This window comes from Pseudoalteromonas maris (assembly GCF_049257235.1).
Taxonomy (GTDB): Bacteria; Pseudomonadota; Gammaproteobacteria; order Enterobacterales; family Alteromonadaceae; genus Pseudoalteromonas.
Genome location: NZ_JBMMUF010000005.1, coordinates 269,389 through 289,121, shown reverse-complemented (window position 1 = coordinate 289,121; position 19,733 = coordinate 269,389). Strand labels below are relative to the sequence as shown.

14 protein-coding genes are annotated in these 19,733 nt (G+C 46.7%); 6 read left to right on the top strand and 8 right to left on the bottom strand.

From position 1 onward, the window contains the following. Window positions 1-44 precede the first annotated feature (44 nt). From AAEU32_RS09735 to AAEU32_RS09720, 4 genes are all read right to left on the bottom strand, one after another. Complete coding sequence (locus tag AAEU32_RS09735; protein WP_421970332.1) at window positions 45-1,871, bottom strand: DUF3604 domain-containing protein; 1,827 nt, start codon at window positions 1,869-1,871, stop codon at window positions 45-47. Further along, entirely contained in the window at window positions 1,868-2,866 is a 999-nt protein-coding gene (locus AAEU32_RS09730; RefSeq protein ID WP_421970359.1) for a HupE/UreJ family protein, read from the bottom strand. The genes AAEU32_RS09735 and AAEU32_RS09730 overlap by 4 nt, the downstream gene beginning before the upstream one ends. Further along, the gene (locus tag AAEU32_RS09725) at window positions 2,866-3,762 is read right to left on the bottom strand and encodes a peptidylprolyl isomerase (RefSeq protein WP_421970331.1); all 897 of its coding nucleotides are present in this window, start codon (window positions 3,760-3,762) and stop codon (window positions 2,866-2,868) included. Before AAEU32_RS09725 ends, AAEU32_RS09730 begins: the two co-directional genes overlap by 1 nt. 75 nt (window positions 3,763-3,837) lie before the next feature. Beyond that, a complete protein-coding gene (locus tag AAEU32_RS09720) occupies window positions 3,838-6,390 on the bottom strand; it encodes a TonB-dependent receptor (RefSeq protein WP_421970330.1) in 2,553 nt (850 codons plus the stop codon). 413 nt (window positions 6,391-6,803) lie between these two features. On the opposite strand from AAEU32_RS09720, the gene AAEU32_RS09715 reads away from it, so the two are divergent. Next, window positions 6,804-7,838 carry a substrate-binding domain-containing protein gene (locus tag AAEU32_RS09715; RefSeq protein ID WP_421970329.1) on the top strand — a complete coding sequence of 345 codons (1,035 nt, stop codon included), beginning with the start codon at window positions 6,804-6,806 and terminating at the stop codon, window positions 7,836-7,838. Window positions 7,839-7,873: 35 nt separating this feature from the next. On the opposite strand, the gene AAEU32_RS09710 is transcribed toward AAEU32_RS09715, so the two are convergent. From AAEU32_RS09710 to AAEU32_RS09700, 3 genes are all read right to left on the bottom strand, one after another. After that, window positions 7,874-8,830: a GGDEF domain-containing protein gene (locus tag AAEU32_RS09710; protein WP_421970328.1), complete on the bottom strand. Its 957-nt coding sequence runs from the start codon at window positions 8,828-8,830 to the stop codon at window positions 7,874-7,876. A 42-nt stretch (window positions 8,831-8,872) separates the two neighbouring features. After that, on the bottom strand, window positions 8,873-10,513 hold the full coding sequence (locus AAEU32_RS09705) for a methyl-accepting chemotaxis protein (protein ID WP_421970327.1): 1,641 nt from the start codon (window positions 10,511-10,513) through the stop codon (window positions 8,873-8,875). A 196-nt stretch (window positions 10,514-10,709) separates the two neighbouring features. Continuing rightward, window positions 10,710-11,180: an SPFH domain-containing protein gene (locus AAEU32_RS09700; protein WP_421970326.1), complete on the bottom strand. Its 471-nt coding sequence runs from the start codon at window positions 11,178-11,180 to the stop codon at window positions 10,710-10,712. Between the two features lie 219 nt (window positions 11,181-11,399). On the opposite strand from AAEU32_RS09700, the gene AAEU32_RS09695 reads away from it, so the two are divergent. From AAEU32_RS09695 to AAEU32_RS09675, 5 genes are all read left to right on the top strand, one after another. Beyond that, complete coding sequence (locus AAEU32_RS09695) at window positions 11,400-14,276, top strand: M14 family metallopeptidase (protein WP_421970325.1); 2,877 nt, start codon at window positions 11,400-11,402, stop codon at window positions 14,274-14,276. 141 nt (window positions 14,277-14,417) lie between these two features. Continuing rightward, a complete protein-coding gene (gene murI / locus AAEU32_RS09690) occupies window positions 14,418-15,224 on the top strand; it encodes a glutamate racemase (RefSeq protein WP_421970324.1) in 807 nt (268 codons plus the stop codon). A gap of 215 nt (window positions 15,225-15,439) precedes the next feature. Next, window positions 15,440-16,156, top strand: coding sequence for a sortase-associated OmpA-like protein PdsO (gene pdsO / locus AAEU32_RS09685; protein WP_421970323.1), 717 nt, complete (start codon window positions 15,440-15,442; stop codon window positions 16,154-16,156). Between the two features lie 27 nt (window positions 16,157-16,183). Further along, complete coding sequence (locus AAEU32_RS09680; protein ID WP_421970322.1) at window positions 16,184-18,217, top strand: marine proteobacterial sortase target protein; 2,034 nt, start codon at window positions 16,184-16,186, stop codon at window positions 18,215-18,217. Further along, window positions 18,210-18,818, top strand: coding sequence for a class GN sortase (locus AAEU32_RS09675; RefSeq protein WP_421970321.1), 609 nt, complete (start codon window positions 18,210-18,212; stop codon window positions 18,816-18,818). The genes AAEU32_RS09680 and AAEU32_RS09675 overlap by 8 nt, the downstream gene beginning before the upstream one ends. Here AAEU32_RS09675 and AAEU32_RS09670 read toward each other — a convergent pair. Further along, window positions 18,719-19,666 carry a DMT family transporter gene (locus tag AAEU32_RS09670; RefSeq protein ID WP_421970320.1) on the bottom strand — a complete coding sequence of 316 codons (948 nt, stop codon included), beginning with the start codon at window positions 19,664-19,666 and terminating at the stop codon, window positions 18,719-18,721. The two genes, AAEU32_RS09675 and AAEU32_RS09670, sit on opposite strands and share 100 nt — an antisense overlap. Window positions 19,667-19,733: the final 67 nt, after the last annotated feature.

Below are 19,733 nucleotides of genomic sequence, written 5' to 3'. Positions count from 1 at the left end.
CAAAAAAAAGGTGAGCACAGGCTCACCTCGTTATTTGGTTGATATTATTTTGGGGAGTACCACACCGGCGAGCTGTAAGCGCGCTCTTGAATGGTTTCTGGATACTTGCTTGGATTTTCTACGTCCAACGCTACAGCATCACGGAGTGTGTGACGCGGTGTCGGGATTTCCAATACGCGTACGTAGTAGAAGGCGCGCTCATCGGCGTTGAAATCAGGGTCACTCCACACGGTGGTGAGTTTGTCTGCGCCTACGCTGTTATCCCATTGCAAGGTTTCAGTGTTCACGGTGTTGGCGACTGCAGGTAGTTTGCCGTTGTCGTCTAATTCACGATCGCCAGCCCATGCTACGTTGTAAACGTGCTCAATGGCTTTACCATCTTTGCCTACAACGCCCTTGATCACCTGTACTCTATCCAACGTACCCGAACGCGGGTCGCGCATAGCTTCAATTAATAAGCTAACCGGTTTCGCTTTAGGAGCAGCGGGTAAGTCGCCGCCCATAGGCACGCCTTTTTGATAACCAATGTCGGCTAAATTAGGCGCTTGGGCATCTTTTTCGTTGAAGTCAAAGCCTGCAAACAGTCGTACAGACATGCGAGGCCCTGTGGTGGCGTACACTTCTTTGCGCTTAAACGCTGCCATGATAGCTTCGCGGGTGTTTTCTTCTGCCCATACAGCGGCAAGACCGGCGGCACTCATGTCTGCACCTATGGTATCAGGTGGCACCACAACTTTAGTCGGGTCAAGCGTTGCCGCAGGCGTTGAGTCAATGGCCATTTTTCCCCAGAAATTGGCTTCTTCGGCCGTAGACAAACCGGTGTGTGAGTCTGTTGAGCCAATCATGCCAAATTTATATGGGTTAGCGCCCATTTTTTGCTCCAGCTCTAAGCCGCGCTTCAAAGCCGCGCGAACGTAGTTGGCTTGGGCATCTTCTTTGCTTGCATCGCCTTTGGCTCCGCCTGTTTGCATCACTTTGTCGAATTTCTCGTACCCTGCAAATTCATCGTCAGGAGACAGTGATGGATGGGTTTCTGAATCGCCTTTAACTTGAGTAACCTCGACGACAGGCTCCCAGCGCATACGCGACTGAGCATAGCTGCGGTCGATTGGGTTGCCAAAGCTATCGACTACCGGAAACATCAAGCCTTTACTGATGTTTGAGTTGTGCGGCACGGCAACAAAGTCAACGCCAGTTTCAGCTGCGGTTTTATCTAGCCATTTCCACAAGTCTTCGGGCTTATCACTGTCAAACAGCGTGTAGGGCAGGAAGGTTTGTGCGCTTGTGGCATCTGCGTCTGAGATAACAACACGGTGTAAGTTGGCACCGTCTGTAATTGAACTCCATTCCCATCCTACGAACGCAGTGAATCGACCCGGGTCATTGTGGCGCTGGGCGGCACTGACTATTTCTGACCATACGCTGGCACGAATTTTATCTTGTTGTAATTCTGGAGAAGGCACACCTGTGTTGGCATGGCCTACGGCTTCAAAGTAGGCGTCACGGCCTTTGCCTTGTTTGGCTAGTTCATTCCAGCGGCGACCAATTTCAGTTTGCATAAGCAGCGGATCACCGGCAAAGATCTTTTGGATAATACCAAGGTATTCGCCATGATCAGAGACCACTAAAAAGTCTAAAGGCTCATTTAATCGCACTTTAACTTGTGACGCTGGATGCACAACGGGCAAGCCCTTAGCAAAGCGATATGCCGTGTCGGGCGTGGCGGTTTTGTTGCCCATTAAATAGGCGTCAATTGAATATGAGGTGTGTAAGTGAGTGTCACCCCACAATAGTTGTCTTTGTTGCGCATTTGCCTGTGCGCTGCCAAACGCGAGTATGGCTGCGGCGCTGATAAGTGATAGTTTTCTCATAGTGTCAGTCCCCCAATGAAAAGGTCGGTGCTGCGTTGTAAAAACCAAAATGCAGATAAGCCACCAATAATGTAAACAAATGGATTGATCCCCTGTTTGCGAGGAACAAAAGAAGGTGCGTGTTTTGGCACCATTTTGATAATTGCTAACGCCACGAGCACAAAGGCAATTTGCCCAAGCTCAATGCCAATATTGAAGGCTACAAGGGCGCTGGCAAGGTGTAATTGTGGCAGGCCAATCTCGCTTAACACGGAAGCAAAGCCAAAGCCATGGAGCAAACCAAATAGCGCTGCAATGATCACCGGGTAGCGATAGGTCCACGAGTCATGCTGTTGCTTGGCGATTTCCACCGCTAAAAACAGCAAGCTCAGAGCAATGAGTATTTCCGCTATGGCGATGGGCATACTGACCCAGTGCATGACGGTGGCTATCAGTGTGATTGAATGACCAATAGTGAAACCCGTGATGGTATAAATTAGGCGTTTGTTACTGTTAGCTATAAGCAAAAGACATAACACAAACAACAGGTGATCCCAGCCCATCCAAATGTGCATCATACCCATTTGGATGTAGCTGGTTGCGATATGTAATGCTTGCTCTTGCTTGGGGATAGTCCAGCTCTGCTCATCAGGGCTCAGTAGCTGCGAGTATTGCTCAGTGCTTTGCAAAGAGACCTTGATAAGAGTCGACAGTGACGGGTTGGCTTCAGGGAATTGCAGGGTTACTTTGGCTCCCGCGATGGGCTGTGCGCAGCGGCTGATGTAAGTGCTGCGAAACTCTCCAGCATAGCGTTGTAAACCACCTTGATGCTGAATTTGGCACCCGGCGTCTATTAATACCTCGGGAAATCCTGCAAGGGTCATTGATGCTGGCGCTTTAACATTCACACTTACGTGCTGCCCTTGCTCATTAATTTGCACAACAATAGGTCGCGCATCATGCGCGTTGGCGCATAAACTCAAGAGCAACAGCAATACGACATTGATAATACGCATCACTGCGTTGCCTCCACAGCGCTACTCTGACCTAGGCCAACAATTGTATATCCTGCCACAATGTCATCAATCAGCGCATCTGCTCGTGCTTTACTCGCCGCAGCCATCGCATCTTGGGTGACTAATGGGCGCACTTCATCAAGGCTTGGTACATAAGCATCTTGGTAGTCTGTGACATACACAAGGTGCCAACCATGAGCCGATTGAATCGGGCCTATCCAGTTATGAGTAAACGGCTGTTGCTGTTTGAGAGTGTTAACAAACTGCTCGCCAAAATGCCCTGCAACATGATCGGCACTACGGCTAATATAGTGGCGGTTAAACACAAATAGTTCACCGAGTTGTGTGGTGTCATTCGCTGTGGCTGATTCGTTATTCAGTGATATGCGTAATTTTTCAAGGCTTTGCCTTTGGGCTTTTTCATCCCCTTCTTTTGACCAAAAAAGGTGGCTGAATGACATCACTGCGCTTTTGGCGTACTCAAATTTATGGCTTTGATAATAGGCATTGAGTTGCTCTTCGCTTAAGGTTTGGCTGTCGCTAACAAAGCCTTGATTGAGGAACTGCATTTTTTGTAACAGCCGCTGGCGAATAACAAAATCATTATCTGCCAAGCCCAGTTTATTCGCTTCTTTTACAAGCACCTCTTCGGTGATGTAATCATCTATAAGCAGTTGTAACTGCTGTTCATCAAGCTCAGCTAAAAGCTGCTTAGCTTGACTTGGAGAGAAGCGTTTGTTGCGAAATTGCAGATACACAGCCAAGCGCTCGTCGTTAATGACAATAGTATTTTCATCCTCGCCAGATAGTGAGTCTGACAACGCAACATAAGCGCCAAGAATACACGCGCCTATGCATAAAAAATGAAGCAGGGGTTGGCGAAATATAGGGTGCATAAAATCTCACTCTTAAAAACAAAAATAGGTATGCAGCACATGGTGTACTGCATACCTTATTCGCGTGGGATTGGATTATTCGCCGAAGGCGTAGTCGAAACGTAAGGTGAAGTTGCGACCAGCTAGTGGCATGAAGTTATGCGCACCTGCGAATAATGGCACATCGTTGATGTAGTCAAAGTGCTCCACATCTGTCAGGTTTTTGCCGATCAATGTTAACGACCAACCATTTTCAAGCGAGTTCAGACGAATGCTGGCATTGACGAATGTTTCTGATGGCTCTTTACCGATTGGGTCTAAGTCATCTACGCGATATACCGAGCTGCGGTAGTTCAAATCAAGATTACTCACTAGCTCGTAATTATCAAAATCAGCAATGTGATTGAACACTAACGAGGCAGTCATATCAGGTGCATTTGAGGCAGTTTTACCACTTAGGTCGTTCACACCCGAAGCCGCACAGGCCGCGTTGTTGTAGCCCATAGCAATGCCAATTTTTTGGCCGATATCATTGGTGCCAGCATACAAGGCTTCACGAGTAGACAAGAACTGGTTGCTAGTACACGCTTGGTTCGCAAAGTCATCGTATTCGAAGTTAAGAAGACCTAGCGCACCGGTCACAGTCAATGACTCAGTTGCAGCCCAACGACCATCCACTTCTAAACCATATGATGTCGCTTTTGCGGCGTTTTTAACTTCAAACGTGGTGTTACCACTGAATACGGCTACTTGAATGTCATCAAACGTTGAGTGGAAGGCGGCAATATTCACATCGGCCACACCATCAAACAGCGTGGTTTTGGCACCAATTTCAAAGGCGATCACGTCTTCTTCTTCGAACGCTACGTCGTTTGAGTCAGCACCTTGTGGACTGCGCATGTAGAACGAGTTAAAACCGCCTGACTTAAAGCCTGTGCTCGCATTAGCATAGCTCATCGTGTCGTCGTTCACGTCGTACTGTAAATTTACTGACCAGTCTAATGAGTTTTCACTGCGGCTCATGCCCGGATCTGACGAGGTAAAACTGTGTGTTTTAAATTCACCCACCTGTTCAGCAACGGCAATAACCCAAGGAGTGGTACTTTGCGTTTTGTTATTCGGTGTGAAATCAGTAGCATAGCTTACCTTGTCAGCTGATTTATCTTCTTTGGTATAGCGTAAACCGACTGTGGCACGGAAGTCTTCTGTCATGTTCCATGTACCTTGGGCGAAAATGCCATAGGTGTCTGCGTCTTGGTTGAGCTGCGCGTAACGACCAACGCCATCAGGGATCCCTGCAAATGCGGCTGCTGTGCCGCAGGCGTTGAGTAAAGATGCTGGACCGCCGAGGCCAATGACACCCACACCTGTGCTCACTACATCACCTGGTACATACACCGAGTTGATATCGCCACCAAAGGCATTCACGCCAGCAGTACAACCGCCAAGCAATACTTGCTGAAGGGTAGGAATGTTGAATAATGATAAACCATCTACCTTCAGGTCTTGAGTTTGCCAATATAGGCCAGTCATGTATTCGAAATCACCGCCGGTGTTTGAGGCGAAGCGCACTTCTAAGCTGGTTTGGCTGAAATCTTCACTGTCGTTAAAACGGATACCATCCAGCGCTGAGTAATCAGCGTCTAAGCTACGCTCAAATTGATACGCTGAGTAACCGCCAGTTACCGTAAGCGTACCTTGGTCGAACTGGGTTTCACTGGTAATTGAGAACTCGTCAGAGTCGCCATCCATTCGTTGCGAAGAACCAAAATTGAGTACAGGATGAGTATTACCGATATTCGCTTCGGTGTAGCTTTCTATCGCACCAAAAGCGGCAATAGGGCCCGCTTGTCGTGTACCGTGTGGGAAGGCGTCAAATTCGAACTCGCTTGATTCGAGCATCACTGTCACAAGCGTGTTGTCACCAGCATCCCACTCTAGGGTGAAACGACCCATTAATTCGTCGCTGAGCGGACCGCCTTGATCATAGAAGTTATTGTGTAACCAGCCTTCTTCCATTTCACGCGATAACACAAAGGCACGTGCGCGAACATCATCGCTGAGGGCACCGGTAATCATGCCGCTTAGTTCGGTTTGGTCATGCGTTGGGTTATAACTTGCTGAAACGCGCCCATTAAATTCTTCATCTGGTCGAGCGGTGGTAATATTGAGCGCTCCAGCCACGGTGTTTTTACCAAATAAGATACTTTGTGGACCACGCATTACCTCCACGCGTTCAACGTCAAGGAATGAGAATCGAGATTGCACACCACGTCCGCGATACACACCATTTACGAAAGTACCTACCGATTGCTCAAAACCTGCTAGGTTGCCCGATTGCATACCGCGAATGTTAATACGGTCGGCAATAGAGTCGCGGGCAATTTTAAAGTTCGGAATGTATCCAGATAAATCTTCAAGGCGTTCAATGCCTGAGTTTTCAAGTTTCTCTGCGTTTACCGCAGAAACGGAGATGGGGACTTCATTGAGAGATTGAGTTCGTTTCAAAGAGGTAACCGTAATGGTTTCCAAAGTGCGTTCCTCTGGAGCTCTTTGTGTTTCTTCTGCCGACGCTTGACCTTGATGTAAAGCAGCATAAACAAGACTCGCTAATAATAATTTTTGTGTGCTAATCGCCTGTGCTTTCATATTCTCATACCATGTGTGTTGAACGGTTGCAGCTAGTGTTCTAGAGACCACGTTTTAACTGTGACTTTACACAATAGTTACAAAATGCAGGGTAAATCTTGTCCTTATGCGACATTGATATGACATATTGCGACTTTTGGTTGTGGTTGGATGTATTGTGGGTTCATAACCTATTAAATTTTATAGTTTTTATTTTTTATCGCAGTAGTCCGACAGTTTAAAGTTACCCATCCTTTTTTATTGGTTTTTCTGTTGAGTCTTTAAAAGATAGCGGGTTTTTAGCCGCAGGAGTACGCTTTAAGTGTTATTTTAGGCGTGGTTTTAGATAATTTGTTTACATTTTTTTACCATAAATGGGATACTAAACTACAACCCGTGAGTATTTCACTTGCTATCAGGATACACATAATCACATGTTCGTTTTATCGCGCTTAGTTTTACTGTTGGGCATTGTTGCGAGTGTCATGTTTAGCTCGCAAAGTGTTGCCCAAATGACTCTGGCGATCGTTGGCAAGACTAAAAATGATACTTTCTATCAAAAGTCATTTGAGGGTTGTCAGGTCTTTGCCAGTAAATATCCAGACGTAACCTGTATTTATGATGGCTCAGATGACTATCAAGACGTGCGCACACAAGCCCTCATCATCGAAGAGTTACTCGACAAAGGCATTGATGGCTTATTGGTTTCTACTACAGACTCGGATTTTCTGGCTTCGCGAGTGTTGCTAACGGCACAAAGACAAGGGGTGCCAGTGATTACGTTTGATTCGGATTTACTGCCCCAGCATGCACATTTCCGCTTAGCGTATGTGGGCACGAACAATTTCGATTTTGGCGTAGCGTTGGCAGAAGCAGCGAAAGCATATAAGGGTGAGGAAACTCAGAGTATTTGCATTCAGTCTGGACACCCGACTACCCCGAATTTGAACGAGCGTATAAAGGGCGTACGTTATGCGCTATCTGGCAATGCCGAGGATAAACTTGATGGCAGAAAAGGTTGGGTAGAGCATCCTCGATGCCCTTTATATACACTGGGTCAGCGCGACAAGGCACTCGAGCAGTTATTGACGATGGCGAATGATGAGCAAGCGCCGATATTTTTGGCTGTGGCGGGCTTTGCGCAGTTTAATCTTGGATATATTCAAGCCATGACGCCATTCAAGCAACGTATTGCTGACCAACAGCTAGTGGTAGTCTCAGCTGATACTGAAGCTGTGCAGCTTGAAGCGCTGGCACAGGGATTATCGAGTATCAACATTGGCCAAGACCCATTTGAGATGGGGCGTAAAAGTGCTGAGCTAATGTATGCCTACCTCAAAGATGGGACTGCTCCGAGCCAAGAGCATTATTATCTGCCGTTTCATTATTGCAGCGCTGATATTACGCAGCACTGCACAAAGCCAGATCAGCAACCGCAAGGTAATGTTGAGTCACTGTCCAATAATTAGGCAAATCGGCTAGCGTTTTTCAGTCATCTCTGACGCTAGCTTATTTTTTTCTCTTTATCTGAATACATGCGTGTATCTGCAGTGTGAATGAGTTCTTCAAGGCTTTGCTCACCTGTAAATTGGGCATAGCCAATACTGTATTCCAATACAAATTCACCTTGGTGTTTGGCATTGTAATTCTTCACACCCTGCTCTAAGCGGGCCACAAGCTCTTCAATCTTGGTCTCGTCAATACTGGTGAATAGTACAACGAACTCATCGCCACCTAAGCGCGCAAACACATCAGAGGCACGAAATGACTGGCTAAGTAACACGGCAAAGTCTTTGAGTACTTGGTCGCCAACATGATGGCCACAGGTATCATTAATGACCTTAAAGTTGTCTAAATCCAAATACAGCAAACAGGCATTGCGCTGCTCCCTTTGGCAATAGGCTAAACTGTGCTGTGCGAGCATTTCGAAGCCTCGGCGATTACTAATGCTTGTAAGCGCATCCAATGTAATTTTGGTTGTTGCTTCGAGCTCATGTTCCACCATTAACGCAAGCTCTTTTAGCATATCAATGTCTTTTTCTGTGAGCAGCCTCGGGCGCGTATCAATTAAACACAGTGTGCCCACCCGGAACCCTCCTGGAGCATGTAAAGGGCAGCCCGCATAAAATCGTATAAAGGGTTCACCCGTTACCAGCGGGTTATCAAGAAATCGAGCGTCCATGAGGGCATCTGGGATCACCAATGGGTCATCTTGGTTGATGGCATGACCACAAAACGACATAGAGCGAGGGGTTTCTTCAACATCTAATCCTTGCTTGGATTTGAACCACTGGCGGTTAGTGTCTACTAAACTGATAACCGAAATCTGAACGCCAAACATGTGTTTGGCAATACGCGTAATACGGTCAAAGCGCTCCTCTGCGGGAGTGTCCAATAATTTGAGAAGTTGTACTGCAGCAATGCGCTCTTCTTCGTTATCAGGCAAGGCTGGTTCAGTCATCGTCATACCGTCGCTCTAGGTAAATCAAAAACACAGGCACTATCATAATTTAAAACTATTCACGCAACGAACAAGATCAGACGAAATGGTTTCAATACCATTGGCTTCATCACGTGTTTGTGACACTTGCTCGAGCGCTGTATGGGTCAGCGATTTTAACTCATTTACGTTAGCTGTCACATCATCGACCACTGAGCTTTGCTCTTCGGTCGCTGTGGCAATTTGATAAATCATGTCATTAGCGACTTCAACCGCGCCTCGCATCTCTTCTAACACGCTTTTTGTTTTATCTGATAGCTCTTCTACACCCAATACAGCAGCATTACCGCCTTCAATGGCCTCAACTGCTTGGATAACACCGCGTTCCAGATCTTGTACCATTTTCTGAATGTCTTGTGTAGAGTTTTGGGTACGACTAGCAAGGGTTCGTACTTCATCGGCAACAACCGCAAAGCCTCGTCCTTGTTCACCAGCACGGGCAGCCTCAATTGCCGCATTAAGCGCGAGCAAGTTTGTTTGCTCTGCTATTTCACGAATTACATCAAGTACTTGAGCAATATTTTTGGACTCATTTGCGAGCGTTTTAATCACTTCACTGGCACTTTGCATGGACTGTGACAAGTGACTCACTTTTGCCAAGGATTCATCAACTACATGACTGGTATTGATACAATGGGTTTGAACTTGTTGTGTTTCTGATAATGCGGTTTGCGTGTTAGAGGCAATTTCATGAACAGCATGCGACATTTGTGTAATGGCGGTAGCAACCAAATCAAGTTTTTGATTTTGCTCATCTGATGTTTGCTCGCTGGTGTGAGATATACCGCCTAAAGTGGTAACAGCCTGATTGAGCGCCTGAGACTCTTTGCTAATATCGCTCACGAGTGCGTGAATATTATCAATGAGTTTGTTAAACGAGGTTGATAGCGCGGTTATCTCATCTTTACCTGACGTATCTAAGCGGTGGGTTAAGTCGCCATCGCCATCGCAAATATCATTGATACGGTCACTGACTTTCTTAATTCGGTTGGTAATAAGCCTCGGCGCTAACACAATACTTGCTATGCACACCGCAAGCGTCATGAGTGTTATGAAGATTAAAACGGAGTTTTGAGAGCTATTATGGGCTTGTGCGTTTTGGGAGTTTTCATCGGTCATGGTTAAGAGGGTTTCGCCGACATTGTCATAGTAGTCACGCAGCGTATCGAAAGCCGGCATCACTTTGGTATTGTTGTGTGCGATGGCAGCATCAACGCCTTGGTTATCAACCAATGTGAACAGTGCCGAGCTCGCATTTTTCCATGCGTTAAAATCGCGTTTAAAGTTCTTTGTTGCAGCTTGAATGCGGGGATCATCTGCAAATATATCCATCACACTTTGCATGCGGTCGTAGGCCTGCTGCGCATTTTCCTCATAATCTTGCTGATACTGACTTTGCTTTCCATCGCCTTTGAGTAACATAAGATTTTGTGTGGCGGCAAGGGCTTGGTAAAGGTCGCGGTCGGCGTTAATACTCTTTGAAATAGAGTGCACATAATTGTCTGATACTAAAGATAACTCGTTTATCAATGAGCTTGCGTTGCGAAAGCTCAGCATACTAATTAAGAGAAGTAGTAGAGTTACTAACGATAAGGGAGCCGCTATTTTTATACGAATAGAATAGTTGTCCAAGTTCAAGAGCATGGGTGAACCTCTTAGGCGCACAAAGCGCTGTTGATGTATCTTCGATAGCGTGAAGTTAGTACATTCAACTATAGCTCAACAAAGCGTAAGTAAAGGAGCAAAATAGATGTTTTTTGGTGGTTTTTTTGTATATTAATCAGGTGTTTCTACAGTGGGAAAAGGCGGTATATTACCGCCAGTAAAAACGCTTTATGATTTAACTGCCCGCTTTGCCCGCTTCAAGTATTGGTAAGCCTGCTTCTGTTGGGATATAAATGCGCTCACCAGAACCTTCTTGCAAGCCTTTTATCCAAATGTAACGCAAGTATTGCTCGTTGTTTTTCAGTGACTCACCAATGATTTTATTCGCCTCTGCTGCGGCTTTGGCTCGCTCAATATCTGCTTGGCCTTCAGCTTTAGCCTGAACAATTTTTGCCTCACCTTCGGCTTGCGCTAACGTGACACGTGCTTTTGCCTGCATTAGGGCAGCTTGTTCTCTAGCTTTCGCTTCTTCAATGAGAATTTGCTTGCTCCATTCGGCTTCTTTAAGTGCTGCAATACCGTTCATTTCAAGCTTATACACTTTGTATTGTGGGTACGCCCACAGCGCTAATATGATCAGTATTACAAAAAATAAGACGGTGGCTATTAAGCCTCCAAGGGCGATGGTATGGCGATTTGGATGCATGTGTTCCCTCAATAGTTATTATCAGGCTTCATTAGGCCTTCTTTATTACTCACAATACGCTAATAGCCAGATATATAGAAGTCAGTGCTGTACTCGCTTGCTTTTAAGGTGCGTATATTTTCCATGTTATTATCCTGTACTTTAGCCTGAAATATGCGCAGCAGCTAATTCAGCTGCTATATTAGATGTGCATAAATTTATAATAACAAAGGAAATTTTATGAAGCTAAACAGGGTGCTTTCTACCGCTGCACTGGGCAGCGCCATGCTTGTATCAAGTGTACACGCGACTGTGCTGATGAAGCCGACTGCACTGCCCAGTGCACAGTATCAACCTCTGCATCAGGGGGAATATGATGCCAGTATTACGCCTGCAAACGCTGTGCTCGGTTTTGATGTTGGGCAGCGAACAGCCACTCCTGAGCAAATATCTGAGCTTGTAAATTTATGGGCTGAGCAAAGCGATAAAGCACAGATTATCGAATATGCGCGCAGTTATGAGGGGCGACCTTTGCACTACCTCATCATTAGCTCCAAGGACAATCTTGCTAACCTTGAAAACATCAAAGCAAATATCCAAAAATTAAGCGAACCGGACTCTTTATCAAAAGGTGAGATTGACACCTTGATTGAACAAACACCGGGAACAGCGTGGATGGCCTACAGTATCCATGGTAATGAATCCTCAGGTTCAGATGCGTCATTAGCGCTCATTTATCAACTGCTCGCTTCTAAAGACCCGAAAATAGAAAGTATGCTCAATGATCTGGTGATTTTGGTTGACCCAATCATGAATCCGGATGGGCGCGCGCGTTTCACCAAGCGACTTCAAGAAAACCGTGGTACAGCACCCAATTTCGACACGCAATCGTTATTGCACAGTGGTGCATGGCCATTTGGCAGAACTAATCACTATTATTTTGACCTCAATAGGGACTTTTACTTTGCCGTAAACCCCGAGTCTAAAGGGCGAATTAAAGCGATTAATCAATGGTTTCCGCAATTGATGATTGATGCGCATGAAATGGGGGCATTAGACACCTTTTTGATGGGGCCACCTCGTGAGCCTTTGAATGTGAATATTCCAGCAAGCACTCGACAATGGAGTGAGGTGTTTGCACAGGAGCATGCAGGTGAATTCGATAAAAAGAATTGGCCATATTACACCGGTGAGTGGTTTGAGAACCTCTACCCTGGTTACTCAAACTATGCGGAATACAAAGGCTCTTTGCATATTCTGTATGAACAAGCACGTACTGCTGAAGATGGTGTTCGTCTTAGAAATGGCAATATTCGGACTTACAAAGAGTCGGTTGACCACCAATATGTGAGCTCCCTTGCCAACTTGCACACGCTGCAAAAATATAGCAAAGCGATGTACAAGGATTTTGTACAAAACCGTCTAGCGCACATCGACCCGAAAGGGCGATATGGGCAGCGTAGTTTTGTCATTTTGCCAACAGACAACACCTCGCGACTCAATCGACTGCTTGATGTTTTGGATTTACAGGGTATCGACTATGGCGTCACAACGAAGAGCCAAAAGGTGCGCAAGGCCAAGAACCATTTAGGGCAGGAGCAAGGAGCAACTATTCCCGCTGGCTCAATCGTTATTCCAAATCGCCAATATGATGCGCCGTTGCTGGCTACAATGATGGAGTTTGATGCCGAACTTAAAGATTCTGTACTACTCGAGGAAAGACAAAAAACCTTGCGTGATGGCAGCTCTATCATGTACGACACTACCGCATGGAACGTGTCTATGATGTTTGGCTTGCCAGCATTGGAGGTGGCCGAGCACATTGCCGATAATATGAGCGAATATGAGCGCCCAGCAGAGTTTGGGGTGGCGGATAAACAAGGTGCTATCGCATACATGGTTGATGGCGCTAATGATGCTGCACTCGCGTTTGCGGCTCGTTTACTTGAGTTTGGGGTTAAAGTTCGTGTGCTTGATAAGGCGGGCGTGTTTGATGAGAGAAACTTTAATCGTGGCTCTGTTGTGGTTAACAAATACGACAACGTAATGAGTGATGCCGAGCTTCTTAATGTGCTCGACACCACCGCCAAAGAGGTCAAAGTAACGGCTCTTGGTGTAACTGCCGGACTTGGGCAGGGTGATCTTCCTGATATTGGTGGTGAAAACTTTAAACTCTTGGTTACGCCTAAGGTGGCGTTTATCAGTCAAAATGGCATTGCGCCGGGGGATATAGGCTCAATGTGGCACTTGCTCGATACTGAATTGGGCATACGTCATAGTCATCTAAATCAAGAGTTGCTGTCGTTTAGTGATTTACGCCCATACAACGTGATCATTGTGCCCAGTCGTTGGTATGGAGAGCTGTCCAAAGCGAATGTCGGTGCACTCAACAAATGGGTGGAAAATGGTGGCACCCTAATCGTCAATGGTAATTCAGCTGCACAGTTGGCCGCGCAAGAGGAATTTTCGAATGTATCGTTGTTAAAGCAAAGCTTTGAAAAGGCGAAAGATTACGATCTGGCGCTCATGCGTGAATGGCAAGCAACCCAAGATGTGATTGCCAATAACAACCTCGTAAATGCACATACTGTGTCTGCAAGCTTAGACTTCCCATGGGATAAAGAAGAAAGCATTAAACCCATGAGTAAAGAGCAGTTGGAGCAATGGCATGATTGGACGGCAACGTTTATGCCCTCAGGTGCTATTTTGGCAGGACGCACAGATCAGCAACATTGGCTGAGTTATGGTGTGGATGCGCAACTACCGATTTTGGCAGGCGATGTGCCATTATTTATGGCCAAACAAGGCGTGGATGCAGTTGTGCGCTATGGCGTGATGGCTGATAACGATAAAGCACAGCAGCGTATGATTGGGTGGGCAACAGTACCAAAAGGGCAAGACTTGTATGTGCGTATGAGTGGCTTACTTTGGCCTGAAGCAGCGCAGCGTATGAGTAATACTGCTTATCTAACACGGGAGTCAAAAGGTAATGGGCAAATTATCATGTTTGCTAATATGCCAAACTTCCGCGGCGCGACCAAAGGCACGGCGAGACTATTGCTGAACGCAATAGTTTATGGTCCAGGACTAGGAGCGAGACACGTTATTAACCTCTAACTCGCTCAATAAACAATCATTAGATAAGGCGCTGAGCATGCAGTTTGCTCGGCGCCTTGTGTATTTTAGCCCGGCAAATATCACCACCATATTGGCATTTGCCAGTAAACCCCTTAAGATTTGCGCCTAGTCGTTTTTAGTGTGTACGTTGTTTTGCTTCATCTTCCCATTGGTATTTTTGACTCAGGAATAGGCGGTATATCTGTTGCTCAAGCAGTACATCAACTGCTTCCAAGTGAAGATATTATGTACATTGCTGATACAGGGTTTATGCCCTATGGCAGTAAAAGCACTGAGCAAGTACTCAAGCGCTGTGACACCATTGTGAGTCATTTTTGCAAGCAAGGCAGCAAAGCCATTGTAGTCGCCTGCAATACTGCGACGATGGCGGCAATATCAACCCTCAGAGCACGCACTGATATTCCCATTATCGGTGTGGAGCCAGGTGTCAAACCGGCTTTAGCGAATAGTCAAACGGGCATTATTGGTGTTCTTGCAACTCCCTCAACAATTGCATCATCGAGTTTTCAGCGCTTGTGTGAACGCCAATTGCAAGGTCACGGGGAAATTGTGTATCAACCGTGCCCTGAACTAGCGCCAAGCATTGAAGCGCTTAAGCTCGAGGGTGAGCACATTGAGTCTATGTTACGGCAATATACTCAGCCATTGCTCAATCAAGGCGTAGATACCCTCGTTTTAGGGTGTACGCACTATGCGTTTGTGGCAAAGGCATTGGCTAATGTCGTACCGAAGCATGTTCGTATCATTACCACAGAGCACGCGGTCGCGCGTCAGGTGCAGCGTCGTTTAGGAGAGTGCGCGCTAAAACCACACGGGCAAGGTAATATTGCGTTAATGACCTCGGGAAGTCTTGCACCATTTAAAGCGCAAGTCAGGACTTTATGGCCTGCTTTACACGATACACAATTACGTCGTTTCACTTACTAAGTTCACCTGTTATTCATCTATAACCACCTGATTTTATAGCTGTTAAGCTGGCGCTAAGAGTTGCCATATTGTCGCCATAATTGCCCTTCATTGATCCTCATTTGCTCCCACTTGTTGCCACTGTGCCTTGTTTTAATTACTTCCAAGCAAGGCGAGATACCAACCACATGCTCTCGCCATCAACCAAACCAACTGAGTAATGAAGGGTGAAGACAATGAAAAAGCAACTTTTAGCAACAGCACTTGCAACTGTGATTCTAAGCACACCAGTAATGGCAAAAGAGCAAAAGGAAATGGCCACTGAAACAGCCTGGGGAATGGGCGGCGGCGCGGCCTTTGGTGCACTGGTTGGCGGCCCAGTAGGGGCCATTGCTGGAGCTTTTGTTGGCGCGCTCATCGGCGAAAAAGAAGCCGCAGACAATACCATTGATAAGCAAGCGGTGATGCTGAGCCAATATCAGGGCACTGATGAGCAACTGCAAGATTCACTGGCGCAAAATCGCCACCTGATGGCACAAATCAATGCCTTAGAAGATGAGCAAAACCGCCTAGAGCAAGCGCGCATCGATAACTTGTTAGCGATGACTGTGCAATTTCGTTCAGGCTCCGCGACTATCGAACCCCATTTTGCTGAGCAGCTTGATCATGTGGCAATGATCCTCAAGCGCAAGCCTGATTTAAGTTTGAATCTCAATGGCTATGCCGATGTACAAGGCGACGAGCAAGCCAACTTGAGTTTGTCACAACGTCGCGCTGACGCTGTAGCAAGTTATTTGGTAAATCAAGGTGTTGCAGACAATCAGCTTTATGCTCAGGGGCACGGTGAACACCGCATTGTCGCTAATGGCAATGAATACGAAACTAACTTTTTCGACCGTCGAGTCACCTTGACTGCGCGCCCGCAGGTGCAAAGTCAAATGGCTAAAAACTAATTAGTCCATCGCGACGAGGAGCTTTTTATGTTGAGTCGTCCTAGCAAAGTGCTCACAGCGTTCGCTGTGGGCCTTTTTTCTCTCTTTATGTCTGTTGCCAGCGAAGCAAATGAGGGGCCCAAAGCCCAACTGAACTTTGAAGATGTGCAAGGCGCGCAGGTTGCCCCTGGGGTGTTGCTCAGCACCGAGGCAAAGATGAACATCACTGGGCTAATAAATCATGTGCAAGTCACTCAAGTGTTTGTTAATCGCCACCCTTTTGCGGTTAATGCCCGTTATGTGTTTCCTTTGCCAAGTGAGAGTGCCGTTCATGCCATGGTGATGACGGTCGGGGAGCGTAAAATTGTCGGCAAAATAGCGGAAAAACAACAGGCAGAGCGCCAATATCAGGCTGCAAAACGCTCTGGAAAACGTGCCGCGCTAGTCAAACAGCAACGGGCTAATATGTTCAGCTCGCAGTTGGCTAATTTGGGGCCGGGGGAGCAGGTCTCTATCACCCTCGAGTATCAAGAAATGATAGCCTTTCGTGGCGCGCAGATGAGTGTGCGTTTACCCATGACCTTTACACCGCGCTATCATCCACAGCAATTTGATGTTGAGTCTATGTCGTCGGTGTTTTCGGAGTCGCCAGAGCGTGCTCAGTTTGGCTGGTTAGCACCTAAATTTACGCCTAGAGTCAGCGAGCAGCAAAACCGCATTGAGCCGCATCGAGCGCCTCGTTTGACCTTGGATATCGACATCGACTTTGGTTTAGAGTTGGCTCAGATTCAAACCCCGCAATTTCCTGCAACTATTAGTAATCCAAGTTTTGGGCGCTATCGAGTGCATTTAACCGATGACAATATGGACCATGATTTTGTGCTCAAGGCCACGGTCGCGCCGAGTAACAAAGCACAGGCGGCATTCTTTCGCCAAAGTGCAAAAACGGGGGACTATGGGTTGTTAATGCTGATGCCGCCGAGTGAGCAATTTGCCGCTAATCAGCGCATAAACAGAGAGATCATCTTTGTGATTGATAGCTCAGGTTCAATGCATGGAAGCTCGATGGATGCGGCCAAACAAGCTCTGTTTTACGCGCTAGACAACCTCGACAGTGAAGACAGCTTTAATATCATTGATTTTGATAGCACCGCACGCTTGTTTCGCTCGCAAGCGGTGATAGCGAACGAGTTTAATCGCGCCGAAGCGTTGCGTTTTGTGTATCAACTTGATGCCGATGGCGGCACCGAAATCGCAGGTGCGCTGGAGTTAGCCCTTGATGGTAAGTACCACGATGACTATGTACGCCAAGTGGTGTTTCTAACCGATGGCAGTGTGGGTAATGAGCAAGCATTATTTGACTTAGTAAAGCGCAAGCTGGGCGGTAGTCGACTATTTACTGTGGGTATAGGCAGTGCTCCTAATGGCTATTTTATGCGTCGTGCAGCGCATGTTGGTCGTGGCTCATTCACCTTCATCAGCGACAGCTCTGAGGTAAATACGCAAATGAAGGGGTTATTCACGCGCTTGCAAAACCCTGCGATGCGTGACGTAGTGCTCAGTGGTTCAGCTGCACAGTCGCTGTCATATTGGCCGCAACCATTGCCCGATTTGTACTTTGATGAACCCTTGATGGTGGCTATCAAGCTTGAGCCGCAACACCAAGATATATATGTCGATGCCACCACTCAATATGGTCCATTGCGTTTAAATATGCCGATGCATGAGCACAGTAAAAACTACCCACAAGGGGAAGCGGTGGCTAGGCTGTGGGCAAGGCAGCAAATAGCCTCTTTGTTGCTGTATCAGCCTCATGAACAGGTCAGGCAAAAGGTATTGGATTTGGCTCTAGAGCATCAACTATTGAGTCCATTTACAGCCTTTATAGCCGTTGAAGAACAGCCGACTTCTGACGTAGCGCAACATGATGAGCAAGTAAGTAACAGCATTGCTAAAGGTCAAAGCGTGATGCGCTTTGCGCAAACAGATGGCCAATCTGTATGGCAAATGATGTTAGGCGCACTGTTGTTGCTGTTATCTGTGCTTTGGCACAGACGATATGGGAGAGGATGCTATGACTAAGTTCGCGCAGATGTATTTATATCAAACTGTTTTTATAGGTTTATTGCTGTTAGGCGCAAGCTTCTTTGCTCATGGCGCCTATATGCAAGGTAAGGCATGGTTGGCGCAACAACTCATTGAGCGAGCGTGGCAGCAAAGCGTGCAAAATCAAGGTGCGCATGTTGCGCCTTGGTACTACGCCGATACACATGTGGTAGCCAAACTTTCAGTGCCCTCACTGGCTATTGAACGCTATGTGCTATCAGGTAGTAGTGGCCGTAATTTAGCCTTTGCACCAGCACATGACTTGGCGTCGGCGCCACTCACAGAGCATGGAGGGAGTGTTATTGCGGCTCATAATGATACCCACTTTGCGTTTTTGCGCCATGTAGGTGTGGGGGATGAAATCGAGTTAACATTAAGTAATGGTAAAACTCAGCGTTATCGTGTTGATAGTAAACAGGTGGTGCATCAAAGCGAGACCGAGTTAGCCTCGCGTGATGGATTGCATCTCGTGACCTGTTATCCCTTTAACTCGCCCGTGTCAGGCACTGAGCTGCGCTTATTAGTATCGGCATCCAAGCTATCGTCGTCTTCTTCTAAATCGACTACCACAGCCTGATGGCGCTGGCTTACCATGACGCCAATAAAGACCACGCCAATACTGAGCCATTGCCATAGTGTTAATACTTCACTCAAGACGATGGCACTGAGCAGCAAAGTGAAAATAGGGATCAGGTTTGAGTAGGCGGCGGCTGTGAGCACCGATACTTTACTAATAGCGTAGTTATACATGCCGTACGCGCCGAGCGTCACAAAGGTGCCTAAGTACAGAATATGGGCAAACGCAATCGGGTCATGCTCTTGTGGCACGTCAACAAAGAATAAAAATGGGGCAAAGAATATCGACCCTGCCAAACCTTGCAAGGCGATGAGGGTCAGCGGTGAGTAGCGAGCACTCAAATGTTTAACGCTGACGGTATAAAACGCCGCGCAAACCATGGCCATAAATTCAAGCGTGTTGCCAAGCAGCGGGTTTGGTGCCTGCTCAGAGCTTGGCGATACCATAGTTAATAAAATACTTCCGCCAATACAGAGGGTAAAACCAACGATGATAGCGCGGCTAATGTGCTCTTTAAGCATGAAAAAAGCCAGCACGGCAACGATTAACGGCAAGCATGACACGATCACTCCGGCTTGTGATGCCGATGTGTACTCCATGGCATGACCTTCGAATAAAAAGTACAAGCAAGGCTCAGCTAAACTCATACCAAACAAGTACTTCCAGTCGCCACTTTGGTAGGTGAAGCGCTTTACGAAGCGCCACAAACACAAGCACACTGCGAGCGTGGTGAGCATACGCAAGAAAATAACAATTGCTGGGTCATACGCACCGATGGCGTATTTCAAAGAAATAAATGAACTTCCCCACAGGAAGGTTGCAATGATTAAGCACAAACTTGCAGGCATAGGTATAAAATTAGCTGATAACAATGTGAGCGGATGCTAGCACACTTGAATTAAATTAACTTGTTTA

What these genes read in the sequence shown, in the direction of transcription:
- AAEU32_RS09695 (WP_421970325.1), top strand. Translation starts at nt 11,400, where the DNA reads ATGAAGCTAAACAGGGTGCTTTCTACCGCTGCACTGGGCAGCGCCATG.
- pdsO (WP_421970323.1), top strand. Translation starts at nt 15,440, where the DNA reads ATGAAAAAGCAACTTTTAGCAACAGCACTTGCAACTGTGATTCTAAGC.
- AAEU32_RS09730 (WP_421970359.1), bottom strand. Translation starts at nt 2,866, where the DNA reads ATGCGTATTATCAATGTCGTATTGCTGTTGCTCTTGAGTTTATGCGCC.
- AAEU32_RS09725 (WP_421970331.1), bottom strand. Translation starts at nt 3,762, where the DNA reads ATGCACCCTATATTTCGCCAACCCCTGCTTCATTTTTTATGCATAGGC.
- AAEU32_RS09670 (WP_421970320.1), bottom strand. Translation starts at nt 19,666, where the DNA reads ATGCCTGCAAGTTTGTGCTTAATCATTGCAACCTTCCTGTGGGGAAGT.
- AAEU32_RS09735 (WP_421970332.1), bottom strand. Translation starts at nt 1,871, where the DNA reads ATGAGAAAACTATCACTTATCAGCGCCGCAGCCATACTCGCGTTTGGC.
- AAEU32_RS09720 (WP_421970330.1), bottom strand. Translation starts at nt 6,390, where the DNA reads ATGAAAGCACAGGCGATTAGCACACAAAAATTATTATTAGCGAGTCTT.
- AAEU32_RS09700 (WP_421970326.1), bottom strand. Translation starts at nt 11,180, where the DNA reads ATGCATCCAAATCGCCATACCATCGCCCTTGGAGGCTTAATAGCCACC.
- AAEU32_RS09680 (WP_421970322.1), top strand. Translation starts at nt 16,184, where the DNA reads ATGTTGAGTCGTCCTAGCAAAGTGCTCACAGCGTTCGCTGTGGGCCTT.
- AAEU32_RS09715 (WP_421970329.1), top strand. Translation starts at nt 6,804, where the DNA reads ATGTTCGTTTTATCGCGCTTAGTTTTACTGTTGGGCATTGTTGCGAGT.
- AAEU32_RS09710 (WP_421970328.1), bottom strand. Translation starts at nt 8,830, where the DNA reads ATGACTGAACCAGCCTTGCCTGATAACGAAGAAGAGCGCATTGCTGCA.
- AAEU32_RS09705 (WP_421970327.1), bottom strand. Translation starts at nt 10,513, where the DNA reads ATGCTCTTGAACTTGGACAACTATTCTATTCGTATAAAAATAGCGGCT.
- AAEU32_RS09675 (WP_421970321.1), top strand. Translation starts at nt 18,210, where the DNA reads ATGACTAAGTTCGCGCAGATGTATTTATATCAAACTGTTTTTATAGGT.